General features: G+C 64.3%; 17 protein-coding genes. 7 read left to right on the forward strand and 10 right to left on the reverse strand.

Annotated features, from left to right (window positions below):
• Positions 1 to 9: 9 nt before the first annotated feature.
• The 7 genes from ACRWQA_RS13865 to ACRWQA_RS13895 form a co-directional block, all read right to left on the reverse strand.
• Positions 10 to 1,197 (reverse strand): CpaE/TadZ family protein, encoded by a 1,188-nt coding sequence (locus ACRWQA_RS13865; RefSeq protein ID WP_434229933.1) that lies wholly within the window; start codon positions 1,195 to 1,197, stop codon positions 10 to 12.
• A gap of 125 nt (positions 1,198 to 1,322) precedes the next feature.
• Positions 1,323 to 1,619: a hypothetical protein gene (locus ACRWQA_RS13870; RefSeq protein WP_434229930.1), complete on the reverse strand. Its 297-nt coding sequence runs from the start codon at positions 1,617 to 1,619 to the stop codon at positions 1,323 to 1,325.
• Between the two features lie 27 nt (positions 1,620 to 1,646).
• Positions 1,647 to 3,215: a type II and III secretion system protein family protein gene (locus tag ACRWQA_RS13875; protein WP_434229928.1), complete on the reverse strand. Its 1,569-nt coding sequence runs from the start codon at positions 3,213 to 3,215 to the stop codon at positions 1,647 to 1,649.
• Positions 3,216 to 3,291: 76 nt separating this feature from the next.
• Positions 3,292 to 4,113: a Flp pilus assembly protein CpaB gene (gene cpaB, locus ACRWQA_RS13880; protein ID WP_263583316.1), complete on the reverse strand. Its 822-nt coding sequence runs from the start codon at positions 4,111 to 4,113 to the stop codon at positions 3,292 to 3,294.
• The gene (locus tag ACRWQA_RS13885; protein WP_434229925.1) at positions 4,110 to 5,501 is read right to left on the reverse strand and encodes a DUF8689 domain-containing protein; all 1,392 of its coding nucleotides are present in this window, start codon (positions 5,499 to 5,501) and stop codon (positions 4,110 to 4,112) included. Before ACRWQA_RS13885 ends, cpaB begins: the two co-directional genes overlap by 4 nt.
• 27 nt (positions 5,502 to 5,528) lie before the next feature.
• Positions 5,529 to 6,062, reverse strand: a complete 534-nt coding sequence (locus tag ACRWQA_RS13890; RefSeq protein ID WP_434229923.1) for an A24 family peptidase — start codon at positions 6,060 to 6,062, stop codon at positions 5,529 to 5,531.
• Between the two features lie 86 nt (positions 6,063 to 6,148).
• Positions 6,149 to 6,337 (reverse strand): Flp family type IVb pilin, encoded by a 189-nt coding sequence (locus ACRWQA_RS13895; RefSeq protein ID WP_434229921.1) that lies wholly within the window; start codon positions 6,335 to 6,337, stop codon positions 6,149 to 6,151.
• A 338-nt stretch (positions 6,338 to 6,675) separates the two neighbouring features.
• Here ACRWQA_RS13895 and ACRWQA_RS13900 point away from each other — a divergent pair, with 338 nt between their 5' ends.
• Both ACRWQA_RS13900 and ACRWQA_RS13905 read left to right on the forward strand, forming a co-directional pair.
• Positions 6,676 to 7,824 carry an efflux RND transporter periplasmic adaptor subunit gene (locus ACRWQA_RS13900; RefSeq protein WP_434229918.1) on the forward strand — a complete coding sequence of 383 codons (1,149 nt, stop codon included), beginning with the start codon at positions 6,676 to 6,678 and terminating at the stop codon, positions 7,822 to 7,824.
• Complete coding sequence (locus ACRWQA_RS13905) at positions 7,824 to 10,961, forward strand: efflux RND transporter permease subunit (RefSeq protein ID WP_434229916.1); 3,138 nt, start codon at positions 7,824 to 7,826, stop codon at positions 10,959 to 10,961. Before ACRWQA_RS13900 ends, ACRWQA_RS13905 begins: the two co-directional genes overlap by 1 nt.
• Before the next feature lie 68 nt (positions 10,962 to 11,029).
• Here the strand turns inward: ACRWQA_RS13905 and ACRWQA_RS13910 are convergent, their stop codons facing one another.
• The 3 genes from ACRWQA_RS13910 to ACRWQA_RS13920 form a co-directional block, all read right to left on the reverse strand.
• Positions 11,030 to 12,826, reverse strand: coding sequence for a thiamine pyrophosphate-requiring protein (locus ACRWQA_RS13910; protein WP_434229914.1), 1,797 nt, complete (start codon positions 12,824 to 12,826; stop codon positions 11,030 to 11,032).
• Between the two features lie 175 nt (positions 12,827 to 13,001).
• On the reverse strand, positions 13,002 to 13,427 hold the full coding sequence (locus tag ACRWQA_RS13915) for a DUF3617 domain-containing protein (protein ID WP_263583309.1): 426 nt from the start codon (positions 13,425 to 13,427) through the stop codon (positions 13,002 to 13,004).
• A 121-nt stretch (positions 13,428 to 13,548) separates the two neighbouring features.
• On the reverse strand, positions 13,549 to 15,459 hold the full coding sequence (locus ACRWQA_RS13920) for a putative bifunctional diguanylate cyclase/phosphodiesterase (protein WP_434229910.1): 1,911 nt from the start codon (positions 15,457 to 15,459) through the stop codon (positions 13,549 to 13,551).
• Between the two features lie 800 nt (positions 15,460 to 16,259).
• On the opposite strand from ACRWQA_RS13920, the gene ACRWQA_RS13925 reads away from it, so the two are divergent.
• Genes ACRWQA_RS13925 through ACRWQA_RS13945 form a run of 5 tightly spaced genes read left to right on the forward strand, consistent with a single transcriptional unit; the run spans position 16,260 to position 21,144 of the window.
• The gene (locus ACRWQA_RS13925; protein ID WP_263583307.1) at positions 16,260 to 16,958 is read left to right on the forward strand and encodes a GntR family transcriptional regulator; all 699 of its coding nucleotides are present in this window, start codon (positions 16,260 to 16,262) and stop codon (positions 16,956 to 16,958) included.
• 32 nt (positions 16,959 to 16,990) lie between these two features.
• Positions 16,991 to 18,208 carry a CaiB/BaiF CoA transferase family protein gene (locus ACRWQA_RS13930; protein ID WP_434229907.1) on the forward strand — a complete coding sequence of 406 codons (1,218 nt, stop codon included), beginning with the start codon at positions 16,991 to 16,993 and terminating at the stop codon, positions 18,206 to 18,208.
• 10 nt (positions 18,209 to 18,218) lie between these two features.
• Positions 18,219 to 19,508 carry a TRAP transporter large permease gene (locus tag ACRWQA_RS13935; RefSeq protein ID WP_263583305.1) on the forward strand — a complete coding sequence of 430 codons (1,290 nt, stop codon included), beginning with the start codon at positions 18,219 to 18,221 and terminating at the stop codon, positions 19,506 to 19,508.
• Positions 19,509 to 19,565: 57 nt separating this feature from the next.
• Positions 19,566 to 20,612, forward strand: coding sequence for a TRAP transporter substrate-binding protein (locus tag ACRWQA_RS13940; RefSeq protein ID WP_263583304.1), 1,047 nt, complete (start codon positions 19,566 to 19,568; stop codon positions 20,610 to 20,612).
• A 10-nt stretch (positions 20,613 to 20,622) separates the two neighbouring features.
• Complete coding sequence (locus ACRWQA_RS13945; protein WP_263583303.1) at positions 20,623 to 21,144, forward strand: TRAP transporter small permease subunit; 522 nt, start codon at positions 20,623 to 20,625, stop codon at positions 21,142 to 21,144.
• Positions 21,145 to 21,150: the final 6 nt, after the last annotated feature.

Raw genomic sequence — 21,150 nt, forward strand, 5'->3', positions numbered from 1 at the left:
CGATCAGCGTCAATGTTGGGTACGACTCCACAGCCTCAGCGACCAGCGCCGTGGCCGCACAGGAGCCTCGCGCGGTGCCGCCAGCGAAGCGGCCAGGACCTTGATCGAGCGCGTCAACGCCGCTTTGCGGGCCAGATCGATCAGCGGGCTGCCGACATTGATGCTCTGGCTGGCGTGGCGATAGTCGTTGGGCAGGGTATGGACCGGCAGTCTCGGCAGCGCGTCGCCGATGGCGCCCAGGGATACGTCGTTGCGCTTGTCGAAGCGATTGACCACCACCGCGATGCGCGACGGCGGCAGGCCCAGCTCGTGGATCAAGATGTCGCGCAGGCGCTGGGCATCGTGGAGGTGGGCCACGCTCTGCTGCATGACCATCAGCACGCGGTCGGCGCGCTCCAGCACGCAGGCAGTTGCCCCGTTGATCCAGCGCGGCAAGTCGACCACCACGTCGTCATGGTCCTGTCCCAGCACGTGGAGCAATTGCTCGACCCGGATCTCCGGCACCTCGGCGAGACTGGCGCGGTCTTCCGGCGACGAGGCCAGCAGGCCGAGGCCGCTCTCGTGGCGCTGCACGTAGGCCGACATGGCCAGGGTATCGAGGCTGTCGGCGGCCTCCAGCGCCTGCACCAGGCCATGGTCCGGAGTCAGGTTGAAATAGAGCGGCAGCGAACCGAACTGCACGTCCAGGTCCACCAGCGCGCACTCCTTGCCCTCCACCACCATGCGATGAGCCAGGTTGGCGGCGACCAGGCTGGCCCCGGAGCCGCCCTTGGCATTGATCACCGCGGTGAGGGTCGCCGCGGGGCGTGCCATCTCTTCGCGCCGATCGCGGACGATCTCGCGCAGGAAGCGGCTGATCTCACCGTCGTCGATGGGCGGCGAGAAGTAGTCACGGGCACCGGCCCGCATGGCCAGCCGAATCAGCTCCACGTTGCCCTTGGGACCCACCACCAGCAGCGGCGGACGCTCGCCGACGGGGCGCTCGCACAGCGCCATCAGCTCCGCTTCCCAGTTGTCGCCCGCCATCAGTATCAGGGCATCGGGCATCGCCTCGACGCCCTCCAGGGGATCGACGCTGCCGTTGTAGAGCAGCCTCGCGATGACGTTGATGTCGCCCTGGCTGCGCAACAGCGCTTCCAGCGCATCCATGTCCGCCCTTGCGCGCCCTACCAGCCGTATCTCGAGCCGTGTCAGCATGGGAATTCACCCGTTGTTCGTCGCTCTGTCGTCGCCGGCGATCCCCGCCGGCCCCGTATTCCTGTCATTACGTGTGCCAGTAGTCCCGCTTGGCACTGCTCCAGCCTCGTTTTCGTTCCTGTCCCTCAGGGCAGCGAGCTGGAGGTCATGGGCACCGCCTGCTGCCCACCCGCTGCAGCGCCGCGGTAGCCACGTATCGCTTCGGCCGCCTTGGCGCCCCCCAGCGTCGGCGCTTCATCGCCGGGCTCGTAGGTCTGCAGCCGCTTGGTGTGATTCACCGTGTCACCGAAGGGCGGCAGGTCGGCCCCCGGTTGGGGCGCCGCGCAACCGGCCAGCCCCAGGGTGACGATGAGCGGCACCCACCAGGTGCGGCGGACAAACGACGGACGAAGGAGACGATGGAAAGCACGTAGTGAGGACATGGTGGCACTCCCGTCATGGTGTTCGGTTCACAGGTCATGGCCGAAGCGGCCCTCGGTGCCGCCCGTACGACGGCTCGACATCAGCTCCAGGTCCAGGCTGCTGGGGCGCGGGCGCGTACCGCCCTCGTCGTCGCGGGACTGGTAACGGCCAAGCAGGTAGAACTCCAGGTCGCTGGGAGCCACGAACGAGCCGGTGGGCAGCCGCACCTGCTCCGGCGCGAAGGATCGCGCCAGCCGCGGCGTGACGAAGATCACCAGTTCGGTCTGCTCCTTGATGAACTCCTGGCTGCGGAACAGCGCCCCCAGCACCGGCAGGTCGCCCAGGCCGGGAAACTTGGAGACGTTCTCGCGCAGGCTCTCGTTGAGCATGCCGGCGATGGCGATGGTCTGCCCCGACGCCAGCTCCAGGCTGGAACTGGCGCTGCGCTTGACCAGCGCCGGCACAAAGAACTGGGCGTTCACCCCGCTTCCCACACCGATTTGAAGGCTGTTGGCCGGGACCAGATCGGAAACGGAGACATCCACCTGGAGATTGATCGAGCCGGAGTCCAGCACCACCGGCAGGAACCTCAGGCCGACGCCGAACTCCTTGTGTTCGATGGCGACCTGGCCATCGCCCTGGGGCACAGGGATGGGAAACTCGCCGCCGGCCAGGAACTGCGCCTGCTGGCCGGTCAAGGTGGTGAGGTTGGGCTCGGCGAGGATCTTGGCCACGCCTTCGCGGCTGGCCGCGTCCAGCACCAGGTTGAGCAGATAGTCGCTGCGCTGGTAGCTGGCGAAGATACCGGTGTCCTCGATGCTGGGCGTGGTGGGAGAGAACTCCCTGACCACTGGGCCAATCGGAGTTCCTGCACCTGCTGGATCGAAGATTGGCAGGCGGAAATCTCCTCCGGCCCCCTTGAAGATGGCATCGGGGAAGGTGGCTCCGCCGGTAACCGCACCGGCGCGGAACGCCGATGAGCCCACGTTGAAGACGTTGAAGTTGGCTTCCAGCCGCTTGATCAGCGAGCGCGAGACCTCCGCCACCTTGACGTCGAGCATCACCTGGTTGGCTCCGCCCACCTGCATCAGGTTGAGCACCGCATCCTCGCCGCCGCCGGCAAAGCGAGTGGCCAACCGCAGCGCGGTATCGAGCCTTTCGGCACTGGAAACCTCACCACTGAGCACGATGCTGTCCTGGGCCGAGCGCACTTGGATGTTCTCGTCAGGCAGCAGGACGTGCAGGTGGCTCTTCAGCGCTTCGAGGTCATGGGTCACGGTCACGTTGAGCGTGCCCTGGATGTTCTCCGACTGGTCCCACAGCACCACGTTGGTGGTCCCGGTGGACTTGCCCAGCACGTAGAGCTGACGCGACCCCATCACCACCAGGTCGGCGATCTCGGGGTTGCCCACCGACACCACCCGCACCGCCCGGGGAAACTGCAACACCTGGGCCTTGTTCAGCTCCACCGCCACCGCGACCGTTCGCCCCTCCACCGGCATGGCCACGCTGCGCGCGCTCTCCTCCTGTGCCTCCAGCGCGCTTGCCCAACCCAGGGCCAGGGCGACGAACCCCACCAGCACCAGCCCCCTCCACTTCTCACCTTGAATGATCATGACGTTCTCCCCTGCCCCTGCTCTGTTCGGCTGAACCGCCTCGGCAGCCAGCCCGGATTCTTGCGTCCCTTCCCTCTCAGTTGCGTACGTTCACGGTGCTGGCCTCGGTGCCGCGTATCACCATCACCTGGCGCGGCGCCTGGACCACGGGAGCGGCACGCGGCGGCGGTGCGCTGCGCTCGCGCGGCGGCTCGACATTGAGCAGCTCACGCTGTGCCACCAACAGGTCGGGCTTCTCCTCATGATCCAGCGGGTTGCGCAGGGTCAGCTGCACCTTGCCCTCCTGGGTGGCCTTGACCAGGGTCTCCGCCTGGGAGGGGTCCACTTCCAGCGTCACCGCCCGCACGATGACCGGGCCATCGCGCTCCTGGGAGGCGATCTGGTCCACCGCCAGCACCTTGAGGTTCTGCAGTACCGTCTTCGATTCCACGCTGTTGCGGTTGCCGTCGTTGCGGGTGGAAACCACGTCCACCCGGTTGCCCGGAAGCAGGAAGCCGGCCACGCCGACCACGTCGTCGACCCGCACGCTCATGGCCCGCTTGCCGGGATCGAGCAGCGCGGCGAGGGCGCTGCCGCCCAGGTGTTCGGCCACTCGGCCCTCGTGGAGGATCTCGCCGGCATAGATCACCTGGTTGCTGACCCGCCCCACCACGTTCTCGATGTCGTTGAAGCTGCCGGGCGGCACCGAATCCGGTGGCAGCCGCAGCGTCTTCAAGTCGCTGGCCTGCACCGTGGTACCGAAGGGGATCTGCAGGGCCGCCACCACTACCTGGCCGGCCTCGACCAAGGAGTCGCGCTCCTGGTTCTGCTCCTGCATCCAGCTCATGCCGATCAGCGCCGCACCGCCGGCCATCAGCAGCGAGACACTGAACATCGTGACAACACCTTTCTTCTTCATGATGCGTTCCTCCCGCTCGTATTGCCGTCACCGCCTGCGCGGTCGCTTTCCGAGAAATCGCCGAAATAGGTCTGCCAGGCCCAGGCGAGCACCTCCCGGTCGGGTGCCTCGCCACCCCAGTAGCGCAGGTGATCCGCCGCCAGGCCCAGCAGATCACGCGGGTGGCAGGCCAGCAGCGGCACACCGAGGCGCGCATGCAATTCAAAGATCACAAAGTCAACCAGGGTCGAATCGAAGGGAATACCGCTCTCACGGCACTGAAGGGCCCAGATCTGCCGGTAGGCGTCCTGATTCAGCGGCGCGAAGCGAATCTTGTAGCCGATGCGGCGCAGGAAGGCGGCATCGGCCAGTGACAGCGGGTCCAGGTTGGTGGAGAACACCAGCGCCACGTCGAAGGGCACGCTGAAGTGGTAGCCGTTGGCCAGCGCCAGGAAGTCGCGGCGCTCCTCCAGCGGCACGATCCAGCGGTTGAACAGCTCCATCGGCGGCATGCGCTGGCGGCCCAGGTCGTCGATGATCAGCATGCCGTTGTTGGCCAGCAGCTGGATCGGGGCCTGGTGAATATGCGTGGCGCTGTCGTACTGGATCTCCAGCCGTGCCATGGTCAACTCGCCGCCGGAGACCACACAGGGCCGGCGGCAGCGCACATAGCGCGGGTCGTGACCCTGGGCCAGCAGCAGCGAGGCGGCTTCGCCCTCTCCTTGCAGAGGCACCAGCGGGCTGTGTACCGCGGGGTCGAAGCAGCGCACGGCCTTGCCGCCCGCCAGGATGGCGTGGGGGATAAGCACTTCGCCGGGCAGCAGCCGTACCAGGCGGCGAGCGATGTAGCTCTTGCCGGTGCCGGGCTCGCCATGGATGAACATCGCCCGCCCCGAGTGCAGCCCCGGGCCGAGCTGGTCGAGCAGTGCCGGGTCGATCACGGTGTCACCGAAAGCCGTCATCACCCTGTCGCGGCTGATACCGGCGTCACTCAGGGCCTGGGCCCGTACCCGGGCGGTATAGGCTTCCAGCGGCACCGGCGCGGGCCCGGCGTAGCCGTCCCGGGCCAGGGCTTCCTGGGCTGCGGCGCGGCCCAGTTCGGTGAGACCGAAGCGCAGCGCGCCGCCTTCGGCCTGGCCGCGAACCTCGGCGCGCCCTTCGCGGCGCAACTGATGGCAGATGGCTTCCACTACGCTGCCGGCCAGGGCCGAGCTGCAGCTAAGTTGGTGCAGGTCGAGCACACCCTGCTCGAACAGCTGCTTCGAGATCAGGTCGGCGAGGTAGAGCGGCGAGAGGCCGGTCTCCTCGACGCTGGTGGGACGCGGCGGAAAGGCCTCGGCGACAGTATCATCCGGTAGGTTAGTCGCCTCGGAATCACTGACATCGATATTGTTATTTTTCGTATCCATGCCGCCACCTCCCAAAGATACGTCGACCTAAGCCACTGGCCACTGCCAGGCGATCCAGGCAGTGGTTCCCAGGGCAATGGAAACGGCAAAGGGGAACTTACGCCCCATGACCTCACCCTCTTCGGGTGGGATATAGAGTGGCCTTCCGGTGGCAACTAGAGTGCGAAACATCAATGAATAGCGCCCCCAAGGAGAAACCGATTGGCGCATCATCAGTGAACTGAAGGCAAACCCCAGGGCAATCAATCCACCGACGAGAATGCTGCATAGTGCCACCTGGAGGATTCCAAGTGGACCAAGAAAGGTACCCACCGCCGCCATCAGCTTGGCGTCTCCGGCGCCGGTAAATCCCATCATGTAACCGGGAAGAAGAATGGCCAACCCGACCAACAGGCCGGAGATGGCGGCCAGGACACCACCGGTTCCAGCTGCCCACATCTGCAGCAGAATACCCACGGCGGCCCCGGCCATAACGAGGGGGTTAGGGATGCGCCATTGTAAAAAATCCCAAATTGTAGCTATGCAGAGCATCCCCATTACCACTATGAAAGTTAACTTCATTTCCCTTAACCCCCATCCAACCTAAAAGAATGTTTAATATTATTATTATGAGGGCGCCTAAAAAGACGCCCTTTATATTTATAAAATCATGCAGGTTCAGCCGCCCCAATAGCCAACCTAAGCTCTTCCATCAGCTCAGCCACTCGTTCACCTATTACGAGATATATGCCTGCTCCTGCGGCAACAATCAGCCCCCCAACCAAGGCCCACTCCACCACCTCGGTACCCTGTTCCTCGCGCCAGAAGCGCTCGATACCCTGCATCAGCTTGCTCATGGTCTTTCTCCCAATCAGGTTTCTTATTCAAGCTTGCTGTTGTCGGGAACCGGTGCCGCTGGCCCCGGCTCACGTGACTCAGCATCGTCGTTACAATGCGGTTACGCTTGGAGAATCTTGCAAAGCAATGGAAGGATCTTGCGGAAGCGAGGAATGAGGTGCGCGTTAGCGCACAAATTGATTTCCCTGTACAAGGGCTATACAGTCGAAAACCCGAAGTAGAACGGATATTGCGAATTTGTTGTCACATTCGATGCCGACAAGATGAGTAGGCTGTCAAGGAAGCGCCCACGGAAGCGGCGTCCTCTCGCGCCTGACGAACCACGACAAGAGCCCCCATGAACACATCGCGCCTTTCTCCTCTTGTACCGGCCCGGCGGCTGGCTTCGCTGCTCGTCCGGGTGTGCCTGGCCGCTACTCTTACCGCCGTTCTGGCTTTTACTGTCGCCCTTGCCGCCAGCCTGCCCGTGGCCGCCCAGGAACGCACCGCCGTGATCGGCGCCCGTGCCGACCTCCAGCCCTGGTCCGACCCCCTTGAGGCGCTCGGTACCCTGCGCGCCGACGAGAGCGTGACGCTATCGGCCACGGTGACCGAGATCGTCGCCGAGCTGAACTTTCACGATGGCGAGATCGTCGAGGCCGGCCAACTTCTGATTCGGCTGGAAGACGGCGAAGAGCGCGCCCAGTTGCGTGTCGCCCAGGCCCTGCGCGACGAGCGTCGCAGTGCAGTGGACCGCCTGAGCCAGCTGCAGAGCCGCAACATGGCGCCACGCGCCGACGTGGAGGACAGTCAGGCGCGACTGCGGCAGGTGGAAGCGGAAATCCAGGCGCTGGAGGCACGGCTGACCAACTACCGCCTGCGCGCTCCCTTCGACGGCGTGGTGGGCTTTCGCAACATCAGCCTGGGCAGCCTGGTCACCCCCGGCACCGAACTGGTCACGCTGGACAAGCTCGACGTGATGAAGCTCGACTTCAGCGTGCCGGAAGTCTACCTGGCGATCCTCGCGCCCGGGCTCCACCTGACGGCACGCAGCGTGGCCTTTCCCGACGAACGCTTCGAAGGCGAAGTGGCCAGCATCGGCTCGCGGGTCGACCCCGTCAGCCGCAGCGTCACGGTACGCGCCGAGATCGACAACCCCGACCTGCGCCTGCGCCCCGGCATGCTGATGGAGGTGGTGCTGCAGCGCAGCCCACGGCAGGCCGTGGTGGTGCCGGAGTCGGCGCTGATTCCCAGCGGCGACCGTCAATACGTGCTGGTGATCGACGAGGCCGACGAGAACCGCCTGGAGCGGCGCGAAGTGCGCGTCGGCGAGCGCCGGATCGGCCAGGCCGAGATACTCGAGGGGCTCGAGGTCGATGAACTGGTGGTCTCCCATGGGGTACAGCGTGCCCGGGAGGGTGATTACGTGCGCCTGCTGGGCATCGCCAGCGAGGAGAACTCCATCCGCGAGATTCTCGAAGCGAATCGCGGCGAGGGTGGCGCCTGATGCGCCTGTCCGATATCTCCGTTCAGCGGCCGGTGCTGGCGACGGTACTGGCGCTGCTGATCGTCGCCTTCGGCCTGCTCTCCCTGCAACGGCTCTCGCTGCAGGAGTATCCCTCCATCGACCCGCCGGTGGTCAGCATCGACACCCGCTACCCCGGCGCGGCGGCCAACGTGGTCGAGTCGCGCATCACCCAGGTGCTGGAGGACCGTATCGCCGGCATCGAAGGCATCGAGGTGGTGACCTCGTCGAGCGAGGACGGCCGCTCGCGGATCGATATCGAATTCAATCTCGAGATGGACATCGACGCCGCGGCCAACGACGTGCGTGACCGAATCAGTGGCGCCCAGCGCAACCTGCCCGACGATGCCGACCCGCCCGAGGTACAGAAGACCGACTCCAGCGAGGATGTCGTACTGTGGCTGAGCCTTTCCGGCGAGGGTTACTCCATACCGGAGCTGACCGACTACGCCAACCGCTACCTCGCCGACCGACTCTCGGTGCAACCCGGCGTGGCCCGGGTACGCGTGGGGGGCGGCAGCGACTATGCCATGCGGGTATGGGTCGACCGCAACGCCCTGGCGGCGCGCAACCTCACCGTCGGCGACGTGGAGAACGCCCTGCGCGCCGAGAACGTCGAATTACCGGCCGGCTCCATCGAATCCCGTGAGCGTCAGTTCATCGTGCGCCTGCCGCGCAGCTTCGCCGCGGCGGAAGACTTCCAGCGCCTGGCCATCGACCAGGGCAGCGACGGCTACCTGATACGCCTGGGCGACGTGGCCCGGGTCGAGGTCGGCTCGGTGGACGACCGTTCGATCTTTCGTGCCAACGGGGTGCCCATGGTGGGGCTCGGCATGATGATGCAGTCCACTGCCAACGTGCTGGAACTCTCCCAGGGCGTCCAGGCGGAGATGGAACGGCTGCAAGCCACCCTGCCCGAGGGCATGCAGTTGAGCCTGAACTTCGACGCCTCGGTATTCGTGGCCGGTGCCATCCAGCAGGTGGTGCTGACGCTGTTCATCGCCATGGGGCTGGTGGTGGTGGTGATCTTCATGTTCCTGGGCAACATCCGCACCACCTTGGTGCCCGCAGTGACGGTACCTATCGCCATCATCGGCTCGTTCAGCGCGCTTGCGGTCATGGGCTTCTCGATCAACCTTCTCACGCTGCTGGCGCTGGTGCTGGCCATCGGCCTGATCGTCGACGACGCCATCGTGGTGTTGGAAAACATCAATCGGCGCATGCACGACTATGGGGAGACGCCACTGGTAGCGGCCTTCCGCGGCACCCGACAGATCGCCTTTGCCGTCATCGCCACCACCCTGGTGCTGATCGCGGTGTTCGTGCCGCTCAGCTTCCTGCAGGGCGACATCGGCCGCCTGTTCTCCGAGTTCGCCCTGACCATGGCGGCGGCCGTGGCCATTTCCACCCTGCTGGCGCTCACCCTCACGCCGATGATGGCCTCGAAGATACTCAAGCCCGGCATGGGCGACAGCGCCACGGCACGTGGCGTGCAGTGGCTGCTCGAATTGTCGCAACGAATCTACCGCGCCCTGCTGGAAGCGGTGTTCAAGGCACGCCTGGCCGTGCTGGCCGTATTCGTCGCCCTGATCGTCGCCACCCTGTGGATGGCCGAACAGATTCCCAATGAGTACACACCTCGCGAGGATCGCGGCAACTTCTTCATTCTGATCAACGGCCCCGAGGGCGCCACCTTCGACTACATGATGGACTACATGGACGAGATCGAGCTGCGCCTGCAGCCGATGGTGGACTCGGGCGAACTCGAGCGTGTGGTGGTGCGCGCCCCGCGCGGCTTCGGCAACATCGAGAATTTCAACGGCGGCTTCGCCATCATCAACATGGCCGAATGGGGAACGCGCCGCAGCGCCTGGGAAATCATGGACGAGGTGCGCCAGCGCCTGGCCGACCTTCCCGGTGTCCAGGCTGTTCCCATCATGCGCCAGGGCTTCGGCCAACGCGTCGAGAAGCCGGTGCAGTTCGTCCTCGGCGGCGGCACCTTTGACCAGCTCGCCGAATGGCGCGATCTGATGCTCGAGCACATTCGTGAGCACAACCCACGCCTGTCAGGCCTGGAGAGCGACTACCGCGAAACCCAGCCGCAGCTGCGCGTGGATATCGACTACGAGCGCGCGGCGTCGCTCGGGGTCACGGTGAGCGAGATCGGGCGCACCCTGGAGGTCATGCTGGGTGGGCGCAACGTGACACGTTACATCGACAACGGCGAGGAGTACGACGTCATCGTCGAGGGCGACCGGGCCAGGCAGAGCAGCCCACGCGCGCTGGACAACATCCAGGTACGCTCGGCCCGTTCGGGCGAGCTGATCCCCCTGGCAAGCCTGGTCACGCTGACCGACTTCGCCGGCGCCAGCACGCTCAATCGCTTCAACCGGGTCCGCTCCATCACCATCGAGGCCAACCTCGTGGATGGCTATCCGCTGGGCGAGGCGCTTGAGTACCTGGAGCAGACGGCCGCCGAGATCCTGCCCCCTGAGGCCCAGACCAACGTCGACGGTCCGTCCCGGGATTACCGCGAGGCCAGCGGCGCCACCACCTTCCTGCTGGTCCTGGGCGCCCTGGTGGTGTTCCTGGTGCTGGCGGCACAGTTCGAGAGCTTCGTGCACCCCTTCGTGATCATGCTCACCGTGCCGCTGGCGATGAGCGGTGCCCTGTTCGGCCTGTTGATCACCGGCCAGTCGCTGAATATCTACAGCCAGGTGGGACTGGTGATGCTGATCGGGCTGGCGGCCAAGAACGGCATCCTGATCGTGGAGTTCGCCAACCAGCTACGCGACCAGGGTTTCGCTTTCCGCGATGCCCTGCTAGAGGCCTCGGTGACGCGCCTGCGCCCGATCCTGATGACTGCCGTCACCACCATGGCCGGCTCCATCCCGCTGATCGTCTCCACCGGGGCCGGGGCCGAATCTCGCATGGTGATCGGCACGGTGATCATGGCCGGCGTGGCAGCCGCCACCTTCTTCACGCTTTTCGTGGTGCCGGTAGCCTATGACCTGCTGGCCCGCCATACCGGCTCGCCCGGTATCGTACGCCGCCGCCTGGAGGAGGAAATGGCGCAGGCGCCCAGCGAGACGACAACGTCCGCAAGAGCCGATCGCTAACGCTGCACCGGCAACCGCGATGTCGCCTGGCGCTGTCGAAAGTGGATGCTTTTCGTCTCTACCCGCTCTCAATGCCGGCGGACCTTGGGCACGAACTCCCGTGCAAACTGCTTGAACGAAGCCTTGACGATACCCAGCGCATCCGGGTCGCCATGCAGCAGCGCCGACATGTAGGCCTGGGCCTGCTCGCGCTTGATGTGCGGCGGAATCGGCGGCACGTCGGGGTCGGAGACGACTTCCAGCACCACAGGACGATCGGCGCTCAACGCCAGATCCCAGGCACCGGCCAGCGCATCCGGCTCGGTGACCCGTATGCCCTTCAGGCCGATCAACTCGGCATACTGGGCATAGGGGAAATCGGGCAGGTCCTGCGACGCCTCATACTTGGGATCGCCCTCCATCACACGCATCTCCCAGGTCACCTGGTTGAGGTCCTGGTTGTTGAGCACCATGACCACGAGCCGCGGGTCGCTCCAGCGCTGCCAGTACTTGGCGACGGTGATCAGCTCCGCGCAACCGTTCATCTGCATCGCGCCGTCGCCGACCAGGGCGATGGCGACACGGTCCGGATAGGCAAACTTGGCGGCAATGGCATAGGGTACGCCGTTGCCCATGGTCGCCAGACCGCCGGATAGCGATGCCATCATGCCGCGACGGAGTTTGAGGTCTCGGGCGTACCAGTTGGTCGCGGAGCCTGAATCGCAGGTCAGGATGCAGTTATCGGGCAGGCGCGGGGAGAGCTCCCAGAAGACACGCTGTGGATTGATCGGGTTGGCTTCGGCCATGGCGCGCTCCTCGAGCACGTCCCACCACTGCGCAACGCTGCTCTCGATGTGCTCGCGCCAGGAGCGATCGCGCTTCTCCTCCAGCAACGGCAACAGGGCCTGCAGCGTATTCGCGCTATCGCCGACCAGATTCACCTCCATCGGATAACGAATGCTGAGCATGCGCGGGTCGATATCGATCTGTACCCCGCGTGCCTGCCCCTCCTCGGGCAGAAATTCGGAATAAGGGAACCCCGAGCCGATCATCAGCAGCGTGTCGCAGTTGGCCATCATCTCCCAGCTCGCATTGGTGCCCAGCAGGCCGATCGAGCCGGTCACGAAAGGCAGGTGGTCGGGCAGCGCCGCACGCCCGAGCAGCGCCTTGGCCACGCCGGCCCCCAGCTTCTCCGCGAGCTGAATCACCTCATCGGTGGCGCCCAGCGCCCCGGCACCAATCAGGATTGCCACACGCTCGCCGTCGTTGAGCACAGCCGCGGCCCGGCGCAGCTCTTCTTCATGGGGCACCACGCGCGGAGGCGTATAGCCGACCCCGGAATGCACCGTGCCATGGGCATGCGGTGGCGTTTCCACGGCCGGCTGCGATTGCAGATCATTGGGTACGATGATGGCGGTGACGGTGCGTTCCGACAGCGCGATACGCATCGCTCGGTCGATCAGATGGCGGACCTGAGCGGGGCTGGTCGCCATATGGACGAATTCGTGCGCGACATCCTTGAACAACGAGACCAGATCCACCTCCTGGTGATACTCGCCCCCCATGGCAGCCCGGGCCTGCTGACCGACGATGGCGACGACGGGCTGGTGGTCCTTCTTGGCATCATAGAGCCCATTGAGCAGGTGGATGGCGCCAGGCCCCGACGTCGCGGTACAGACCCCCACTTCGCCGGTGAACTTGGCATGGGCACAAGCCATGAATGCCGCCATCTCCTCATGACGCGCCTGGATGAACTCGAAGCGTTCGTCCGCACGATTCAGGGCTCCCATGATGCCGTTGCTGCCATCGCCCGGGTAACCGTAGATACGCTTGACGCCCCACTCACCCAAGCGCCTGATAATGAAGTCGCCGACTTGTTCGCTCATGCCTGCCCTCCAATAGCATCGGGTGCCCGCATTCACCTGACGAGCACACGTTTTCCATGGAAATCACTAGAGCTATAGCAGCTGAAGCAGGATGGTCAACCGGACAAGCATCGACGGCTTCAAACGACCAGGGCCACCCCGAAGGGTGGCCCTGTGTTCCTGTTCGGAAATACCCTCAGCAGTCGCCGAGACGCTCGCCCTCGATGGCGGTTTCCAGTTGCATCTGCCCCATCGGCGATTCGGTATCGATGTTCACATTGCCCTCGACGCGCTCACCCAGAAAGCCCATGCGGCCATCGATATTGGCCTCGCCCCCTTCAGCGCGACAGACCATCTTGTAATCGACGCCATCCGCCGAGACGTTGTGCTCCAGCAACTCGCAGCCCTCCTCCACTTCGAGAAACTGGAAGTCGGCATCGTCGAGATCCCCCTGCACGATGCACTCCTGATGGGTCTCCGTCTGGTCGGGAATCGGCACATCACCCTTCACCGAAGTGGTGCTCGTGAACTGCCACTGGCCCGGCACGATGTTGGGCGTTTCGGCCAAGGCTGACAGCGGAAACATCAGCACGGCAGCGGCAAGCAGGGGTCGAAAGGACATGGAACTCTCCGTTTGATGGTAGGCATGGCAGAGAAGCAAGCTCCTCTATGCGACACGACACGCCCAGCTTACCCCAGCAGCGGCAGGAAAAGGAGGAAGGGCGGCAGCCAATTCCCTTTCATCAGGTGGGAAGGGGGCAAGCCCGATCGGTCAAAGCCAGTTCTTCCAGGGCCAACGGACGTCCGAACAGATACCCCTGGAAGGCTTCGCAGCCATGTTCCAGCAGCCAGCGGTGTTGCGCCTCCGTCTCGACGCCTTCGGCCGTCACTTCGAGACCGAGACTGTTCGCCAGGGTGATCGTGGTGGTGACGATGGCGGCATCCACCGGGTCGTCGAGCACGCCATCGATGAACGACTTGTCGATCTTGAGTTCATCCAGGGGTAGCCGCTTCAGGTAGTTCAGCGATGAGTAGCCGGTACCGAAATCGTCCAGGGAAAAACGTATGCCGAGCTTGCTCAGGCGCAGCATGATGTTGCGCACACGCTCCGGCTCTTCCATCAGCAGGCTCTCGGTGACTTCCAGCACCAGCCGACCAGGATTGGCGCCCGTTTCCTCCAGGGTATGCTGAACCCGGGCAACGAAGTCGGGCTGGTGAAACTGCACCGAGCTGACGTTGACGGCGATCGTCAGCTTCTCCTTGCCGTTCTCCTGCGCCCAAGCGGCCAATTGGCGGCAAGCGGTCTCGAGCACCCAGTAGCCGATCGGCAGAATCAACCGATTCTTCTCGGCAAGCGGAATGAAAAGGCCAGGCGGCACCAGGCCACGCCGCGGGTGCTCCCAGCGGATCAATGCCTCGACGCCGGTCACCTCGGTCCGATTATCCACCTGAACCTGATAGTGCAGGCGCAGCTCATCTCGCGCCAGCGCCTGGTGCAGATCGGCCTCGAGATGGACTCGCTCCATCACGTCGGCCTGCATGTCGGCATTGAAGAAGCGCAGGGTGTTGCCACCCGCCGCCTTGGCCTGCTGCAAGGCAATGTCCGCTTGACGCATGGCACTGTCGACGTTCGCCTGGCCGTTGGCAAACAAGGAGATGCCGATACTCGCCGTAATGGGCAGGGTCAGTGCCTGGTCGTCGTCGGTCTGGGCGCTCGCGATCTGCCCCAACAGCTTCTCGGCCACGCGTTCGGCGGCATGGGCCGCCTGCTCCACGTCGAGGCCGAGGTCGTGGATCATCAGTACGAATTCATCGGCCCCCAGCCGCGCCAGGGTATCGCTCTCGCGCACGACCTCTTCCAGCCTCTGCGCCACCTGGCGCAGGAATCGGTCGCCCCGTTGCAGGCCCTGGGTCTCGTTGACGACCTTGAAGTCGTCCAGATCGATGAAAAGCAGGGCCGCGTAGCGCTCAGTGCGCCGAGAGCCCTTGACAACCATTTCCAGCCGGTCGAGCAGCAGGCGCCGGTTGGGCAGCCCCGTCAGCGAATCGTAGAATGTCAGCCGATGCTTGCTCTCCTGGATATCGCGGTACTCGGTAACGTCAGTGGAGAAACCGCAGAGCGCACGAATCGTGCCATCGGCTCTACGCAGCGGCAGCTTGATTGACAGAAAGGTAAAGACGGTTTCGTCCTGGGCCTTCACGTATCCCTCTTCCACCACGACTTTCTCGCCCTGCTCCAGGACTCGTCGGTCGTTGAAGCGCAGCTCCGCTGCCGTGACAGAATCGAAGATGTCACTGTCGGTTTTGCCCAGGACCGCCTCGGCCGGCAGGCCCACGATCTCGCTGCCCTTGCGGTTGACATACAGATAGCGAAAGTCGTTCGATTTGACGTAGATGCAGGCGTCGACGCTGTCGAGGATGGTCGTCAGCTCTTCGTGGCTGGCCCGCAGCCTTTCGACTTCACTCAAAAGCCGACGTCTATAGGCCAGCCCTGCCAGCACCAGAACCGACACCACAACCAGCAACACCACGCCCCAGCCGGCAGTGGGCATGACGACGCCCTCTGCTGAAGCGGAAGCGAACGACGGCAGGCCGGCCCATAGACCGGCAACAGCGAACCGACGAGCCTTGATCAGCCAGTCAGAATTGGACATCCCGTCACCCGTTGGAAGGATACGCTTAGTTATAGCAGAGAAATCTAAAATAAAAGATCGAGAGCAACCACTCGCGCCACGCTTGCGCTGTCACCCGCCTTCAACTCCCTGCTCTATCGGCGCCGCCCCTTCGTTCCCATGGCAGCCGACTCTCCATCATCCCCTCAGTTGCAATGAAGCGAAAGCAAAGAATCCGCCATGCAATGACGGCTTTTCGAAGCTTGGAATTCGGGCCGGGGAACCATCGGCCACAGCAACGGAGGGTGCTATTTATTTTTAAACAACAGGTTGGAGTTAATTGGCTGCCAGATCAAAGGGCAAGAGAGAAAATTGGCTTAGCGCTCCCACAATGAAAGAGCCCGGCCTTGCGGCCGGGCGAACTCTTGCGTCCTTGCGGCCATCCCAGTCATCCTGACCGGGCATCCTTGGTCGTTGCGTCGTCCTGACCCGGCTTCCTTGCGAAGCTTCCTTGCCCTTGAGTACAGCATGGCAGCTGTACCGCAAAATGCAGTTAACCTGGGATATGCCCTTTTGTAGGAAATTTCTGACAAGTGGCGTAGTGAAATTACCTACGTCGACAGCATGAGTTTGCCTAAGTCCATTATCGCAATCCCCCCGGCTCGCCGAGCACTGTATGCAAGCAATAGAACCCCGACCAGCTGTCGAGGGGGTCAGGTACGATGAGACGCCCAGGAGAGATTGCATGCAATTTTCGACCAAGGTCGAGTAATAGGCCGCGTAAACCTGCGTCTATAGTCAATATTGCATGCAATATTGAGGCATTGATGAACCAACCCACCATGTTAGAACTACCCCGGATCGCGAGAACCGCCACCGCGGAAGTCCACAACGTGATCAAGCAGCGGATTCTCGACGGTCACTACCGGGCCCAGGAGTACATTCGCGAGGCGAGTATCGCCCGCGAGCTAGGCGTAAGCCGTACCCCGGTTCGCGAGGCGCTGCGTGAGCTGGTCTCCGAGGGCTGGCTTGAAGCGATCCCGCATCATGGTGCGCGGGTAGTGGCCTGGACGGAGAGGGACGCCCGCGAAGTCTTCGAGTTGCGCCTGGTGCTCGAGCCCATGGCCGTAAGACTTGCCAGCGAGCGGGTGAACCGGACACATCTGGCGCATCTCGAAGAGCTGGCCAGCCGCATGGAAGAGCTCGTCGAACGCATCGAGCGTGAGCCGGAGGTGCGTAACGAAATCGCCCTCCTCAATCATGAGTTTCACCGCGAGCTGATCGCCGCAAGCGATAACCAACGCCTGGCCGCGGTGCTGGACAGCGTGGTGCGGACCTCGGTGATCCGGCGCAACTTCGGCAACTACGATCTCGCCAACCTGCGCCGCAGCATGCGCCACCATCGTGAAATTCTCGAGGCGATCAGTGCCGGCAGTCCCACATGGGCCGAAAACGTGATGCGCTCCCATCTGCTGGCCGCTCAGGCCTTGCATGTACGCTTCCCCGATTTGCCCGACGCCCCACAGGCATCTCCCGGCTGATCCAGGACACCATAAAGAGGCACACAACAACAATGACTGCGCATGACGACACATCCCCGCTACCTCTCGACGACATCAAGGTGCTCGAACTGGGCCAGTTGATCGCCGGCCCGTACTGCGGGCAGGTACTGGCTGACTTCGGCGCCCAGGTGATCAAGGTCGAGCCTCCTGGCAAGGGCGATGCCATGCGCCAGTGGGGCGAGGCGGACCCTGCCAGCGGCGAGCCCTTGTGGTGGAACGTCATCGGCCGCAACAAGAAGTCCGTTACCGTCGACCTTCGCCAACCGCGCGGACAGGAACTCTTGCGCGAATTGGCCAGCCAGGCCGATATCGTCATCGAGAACTTTCGTCCCGGCACCATGGAGCGCTGGGGGCTGGGCTTCGATGAGCTCTCGCGCCGCAATCCCGGCCTGGTGATGGTGCGTGTCACCGGCTTCGGCCAGGACGGCCCCTACGCCTCGCGCGCCGGCTTTGCCTCGGTGTGCGAGGCGATGGGTGGGCTGCGCTATGTAAGCGGCTATCCGGACCGCCCCCCCGTGCGCGTTGGCATCTCCCTGGGCGATACGCTGGCCGGCCTGCACGCCGCACTGGGCGCCATGATGGCGTTGCACCAGCGCGCAAGCAGCGGCCGCGGCCAGGTCGTCGACAGCTCGATCTTCGAGTCGGTGCTGGCGATGATGGAGAGCCTGGTCCCCGAGTATGCCCGCGCCGGCAGGGTGCGCGAGCGCAGCGGCAGCTTCCTGCCCAAGATCGCACCGTCGAACGCCTATCCGGCCCGCGACGGGCGCGACGTGATCATCGGCGCCAACCAGGACACCGTCTTCCGGCGCCTGTGCGAGGCCATGGGCCAGCCACGCCTGGCCGATCACCCCGACTACGCCACCCACCGGGCGCGCGGCGACAATCAACAGGCCATCGACGACCTGATCGCCGCCTGGACCCGGCAGCACGATGCCCAGCAGGTCGTCGACATACTGGCCGAAGCCGGGGTCCCCGCAGGGCTCGTCTTCCGCGCACCCGACATGCTCGACGATCCACATTTCCAGGCCCGCGAATCGATCGTCGAGGTCCCCGATCGCCAAGGCCAACCGCTACCCATGCAGAACGTCTTTCCGCGCCTCTCCGAGACGCCGGGTCGAGTGAAGCAAGTAGGCCCGGCGCTGGGCGAGCACACCGAGGCCGTGCTTTCCGACTGGATCGGGCTCACCGCCGAAGCCATCGACGCACTGCGCGCCGATGGTGTGATCTGAGGAAGGCGCCATGGACCCCGTCATCGTTCTGCTCGTGCTCGTAGGGCTGATCGTGATCGGCTTTCCGATCTTCCTCGCCCTGGGGTTATCGGGCCTGATCGGCCTCTACATGGCCCGCGGCTCGCTGGCGTTCTTCTTCGCCCCGTCGTCGCTGTTCGGTCAGCTCAACGCCTTCGAGTTGATCGCCCTGCCGCTGTTCATCCTGATGGGCAACTTCCTGGGGGCGACACCGGTGGGTTCGAGCCTGTTCACCGCCGCGGTGCGCTGGCTCAACTGGCTACGCGGCAGCCTGGCGATCTCCTCGGTGGGTGCCTCGGCCATGTTCGGTGCCGTCTCGGGAGTGAGCCTCGCCGGTGTCGCCGCCGTGGGCTCCATCGCCGTGCCGCAGATGCTTCAGCGCGGTTACAGCCGCTCGCTGGCCGCTGGCGCCGTGGTCAGTGCCGGCGCGCTCGCCATGCTGATTCCGCCCAGCGTGCCCTTCATCATCTACGGTGCGGTGTCCAGCGTCTCGGTGGCCGACCTCTTCATCGGCGGCATCGTGCCCGGCATCGTGCTGGCGCTGGCCCTGTCTCTGTTCATCTACGTTCGCGTGTGCCTCAACCCGGCCGAGGCGCCGGCCAGCGAGGAGCGCTTCACCTGGGCGCAGCGCTGGGCAAGCCTGGCCAATATCTGGCACGCCGCCCTGCTGGTGGTCGCCGTGCTGGGTTCCATCTACTCGGGCCTGGCCACGCCAAGCGAGGCCGCCGGCATCGGTGCCGCCGGCGCCTTCCTGATCGCTACCCTGGTGTTTCGCAGCCTCAGCTGGGCCAAGTTCCTGGAGATCCTCGGCACCACCGCCCGCATCAGCGGCGCCATTCTGCTGATCATCGGCTGCGCCAAGATCTTCGGCGACTACCTCAACATGGTGCGCGTGCCCCAGTTGCTCACCGAGGCGCTCACCGCTACCGGCCTGCCCGCCTGGGCGATTCTGTTGGCGGTCATGCTGCTGCTGATCCTGCTCGGCATGATCGTCGATGCCGTCTCGCTGATCGTGGTGACGACACCCGTACTGCTGCCGCTGGTCACGGCCCTGGGCTATGACCCGCTGTGGTTCGGCATCGTCATGGTGCTCAACCTGGAGATCGCCGTGGTCACGCCGCCGGTAGGCCTCAACCTCTACGCCCTGCGCGGGGTCTGCCCCGAACTCTCGGTGGAGGAAATCATCAAGAGCGCCCTACCCTTCGTCGCCGTGCAGTTCCTCGTGCTGATGCTGTTCGTCTTCATGCCCAGCCTCAGCCTATGGTTGCCGGGGCTGATGTAGCCCCGGCGCAGCAACGTCAATGAAGTGAACCGCTACAACAACAACGGGAGATTCACCATGACACTGTCCCGCCGCCAAGTCCTCAAGTACGGCACTTTCGCCACCGCCGGCGCCACCCTGTTCGGTACCCAGAGCCTGCTGGCCCCTCACAGCCATGCCGCTACCACCCTCACCGGCGTCACCTACCTGCCCGACTCCTACAAGGCACTGACCTACGGTTCCAACCGCTTCGTGGAAATGCTCCAGGAGAACGGCGGCGACGCGCTGTCGGTGGAATTCTATGACTCCGGCCAACTGCTCAAGGTGGATGAACAGTTGCCGGCGCTGCGCGCGCGCAGCATCGACTTCATGTTCCACACCTTCTCCTATATCACCCGTTCGATTCCCATTCTCGGTGTGACCGGCCTGCCCGGGGTGGTGGGTGAGCTCTATCGGCACCCGGAGCGCTTGCGCCAGGGCAGCCCGCTGATGGAGCTGATCAATGAGGTGCTGGCCGAGGAGAACCTCTACATGCTCACCTCCGGCGGCGGCATCCTCGAGCCGGAATACCTGTGGAGCACCGAGGAGAGTCCCATCCGCAGCCTCGACGAGGTACGCGGCAAGAAGGTGCGCATCGTCGGCTTCGAGGCCACCCAGGCCTTCGAACCCTACAACGTGGGGGCAACCCGTATCCCCTCCTCGGAAACTTACATGGCACTGCAGCGTGGCACCGTGGATGCCGGCATCTTCAACATCTCGACGATCATCGGACGCAGCCTCCAGGAGCAGCTCAAATACTGCTACAAGCTGCCGATCACCGGCTTCTCGGTGGCGCCTTTCATGCTGCGCGATACCTGGGACAACCTCGATGACGACGTGCGCGGCGTCCTGCAACAGGCCGCCGACTGGTACGACGAGAACTTCATCGAGCACTGCAACAACGACATCTATCCCAACGAATACTGGCCGCAAGTCGAGGAAGCCGGGATCGAGATCATCGAGCCCACCGAGGAGGACATCGAGACGTTCAACGCCGGCGTCCAGGCGGTCTGGGACCTCTGGAAGGAGGAAGTCGGCGAAGAGGTCGGCAACCGCGCCATCGCACTGGCCCTGGGCGAGGCATGAGGAGCGCCACATGACTGCTACCGCCACGCGCAGTTGGGACGGCCTTCTGGCCGTCCTGCGCTGGACATCGATGGCGGTGCTGGCGTTCATGATGGTGTCGATCTGCTACGACGCCATCATGCGCTACGCCTTCGCCGCCCCGACCAGTTGGAGCCTGGAGATCAACTCCTTCCTGCTGGTCTACCTGGCCGTGATCGGTGCCGCCGAAGCCCAGCGTCACGACGCGCATATCCGTATCACCTTCTTCAAGGACAAGCTGCCGCCGCGCAGCCGCGCCGCGATCGACGTCGTCACCGGCCTGCTCGGCGCGCTGTTCTGCGCCATCATGGTGTGGCGAGGGGGCATCATGGCACTGCAGGCCTTCGAGTACGGCGAGCGCGTCTCGAGCTCGCTGGGCACACCGATGGTCTTTCCCTATGCCCTTCTGCCCATCGGCTTCACAATGCTCGCCCTGCAGTTCCTGCTGGATGCCGCCCGCGCTCTGCCACGCCTGCGCCACGGTATCGATGACGAGGTCACCTCCCATGGCTGATACTCA

Source organism: Billgrantia sp. C5P2 (assembly GCF_051062895.2).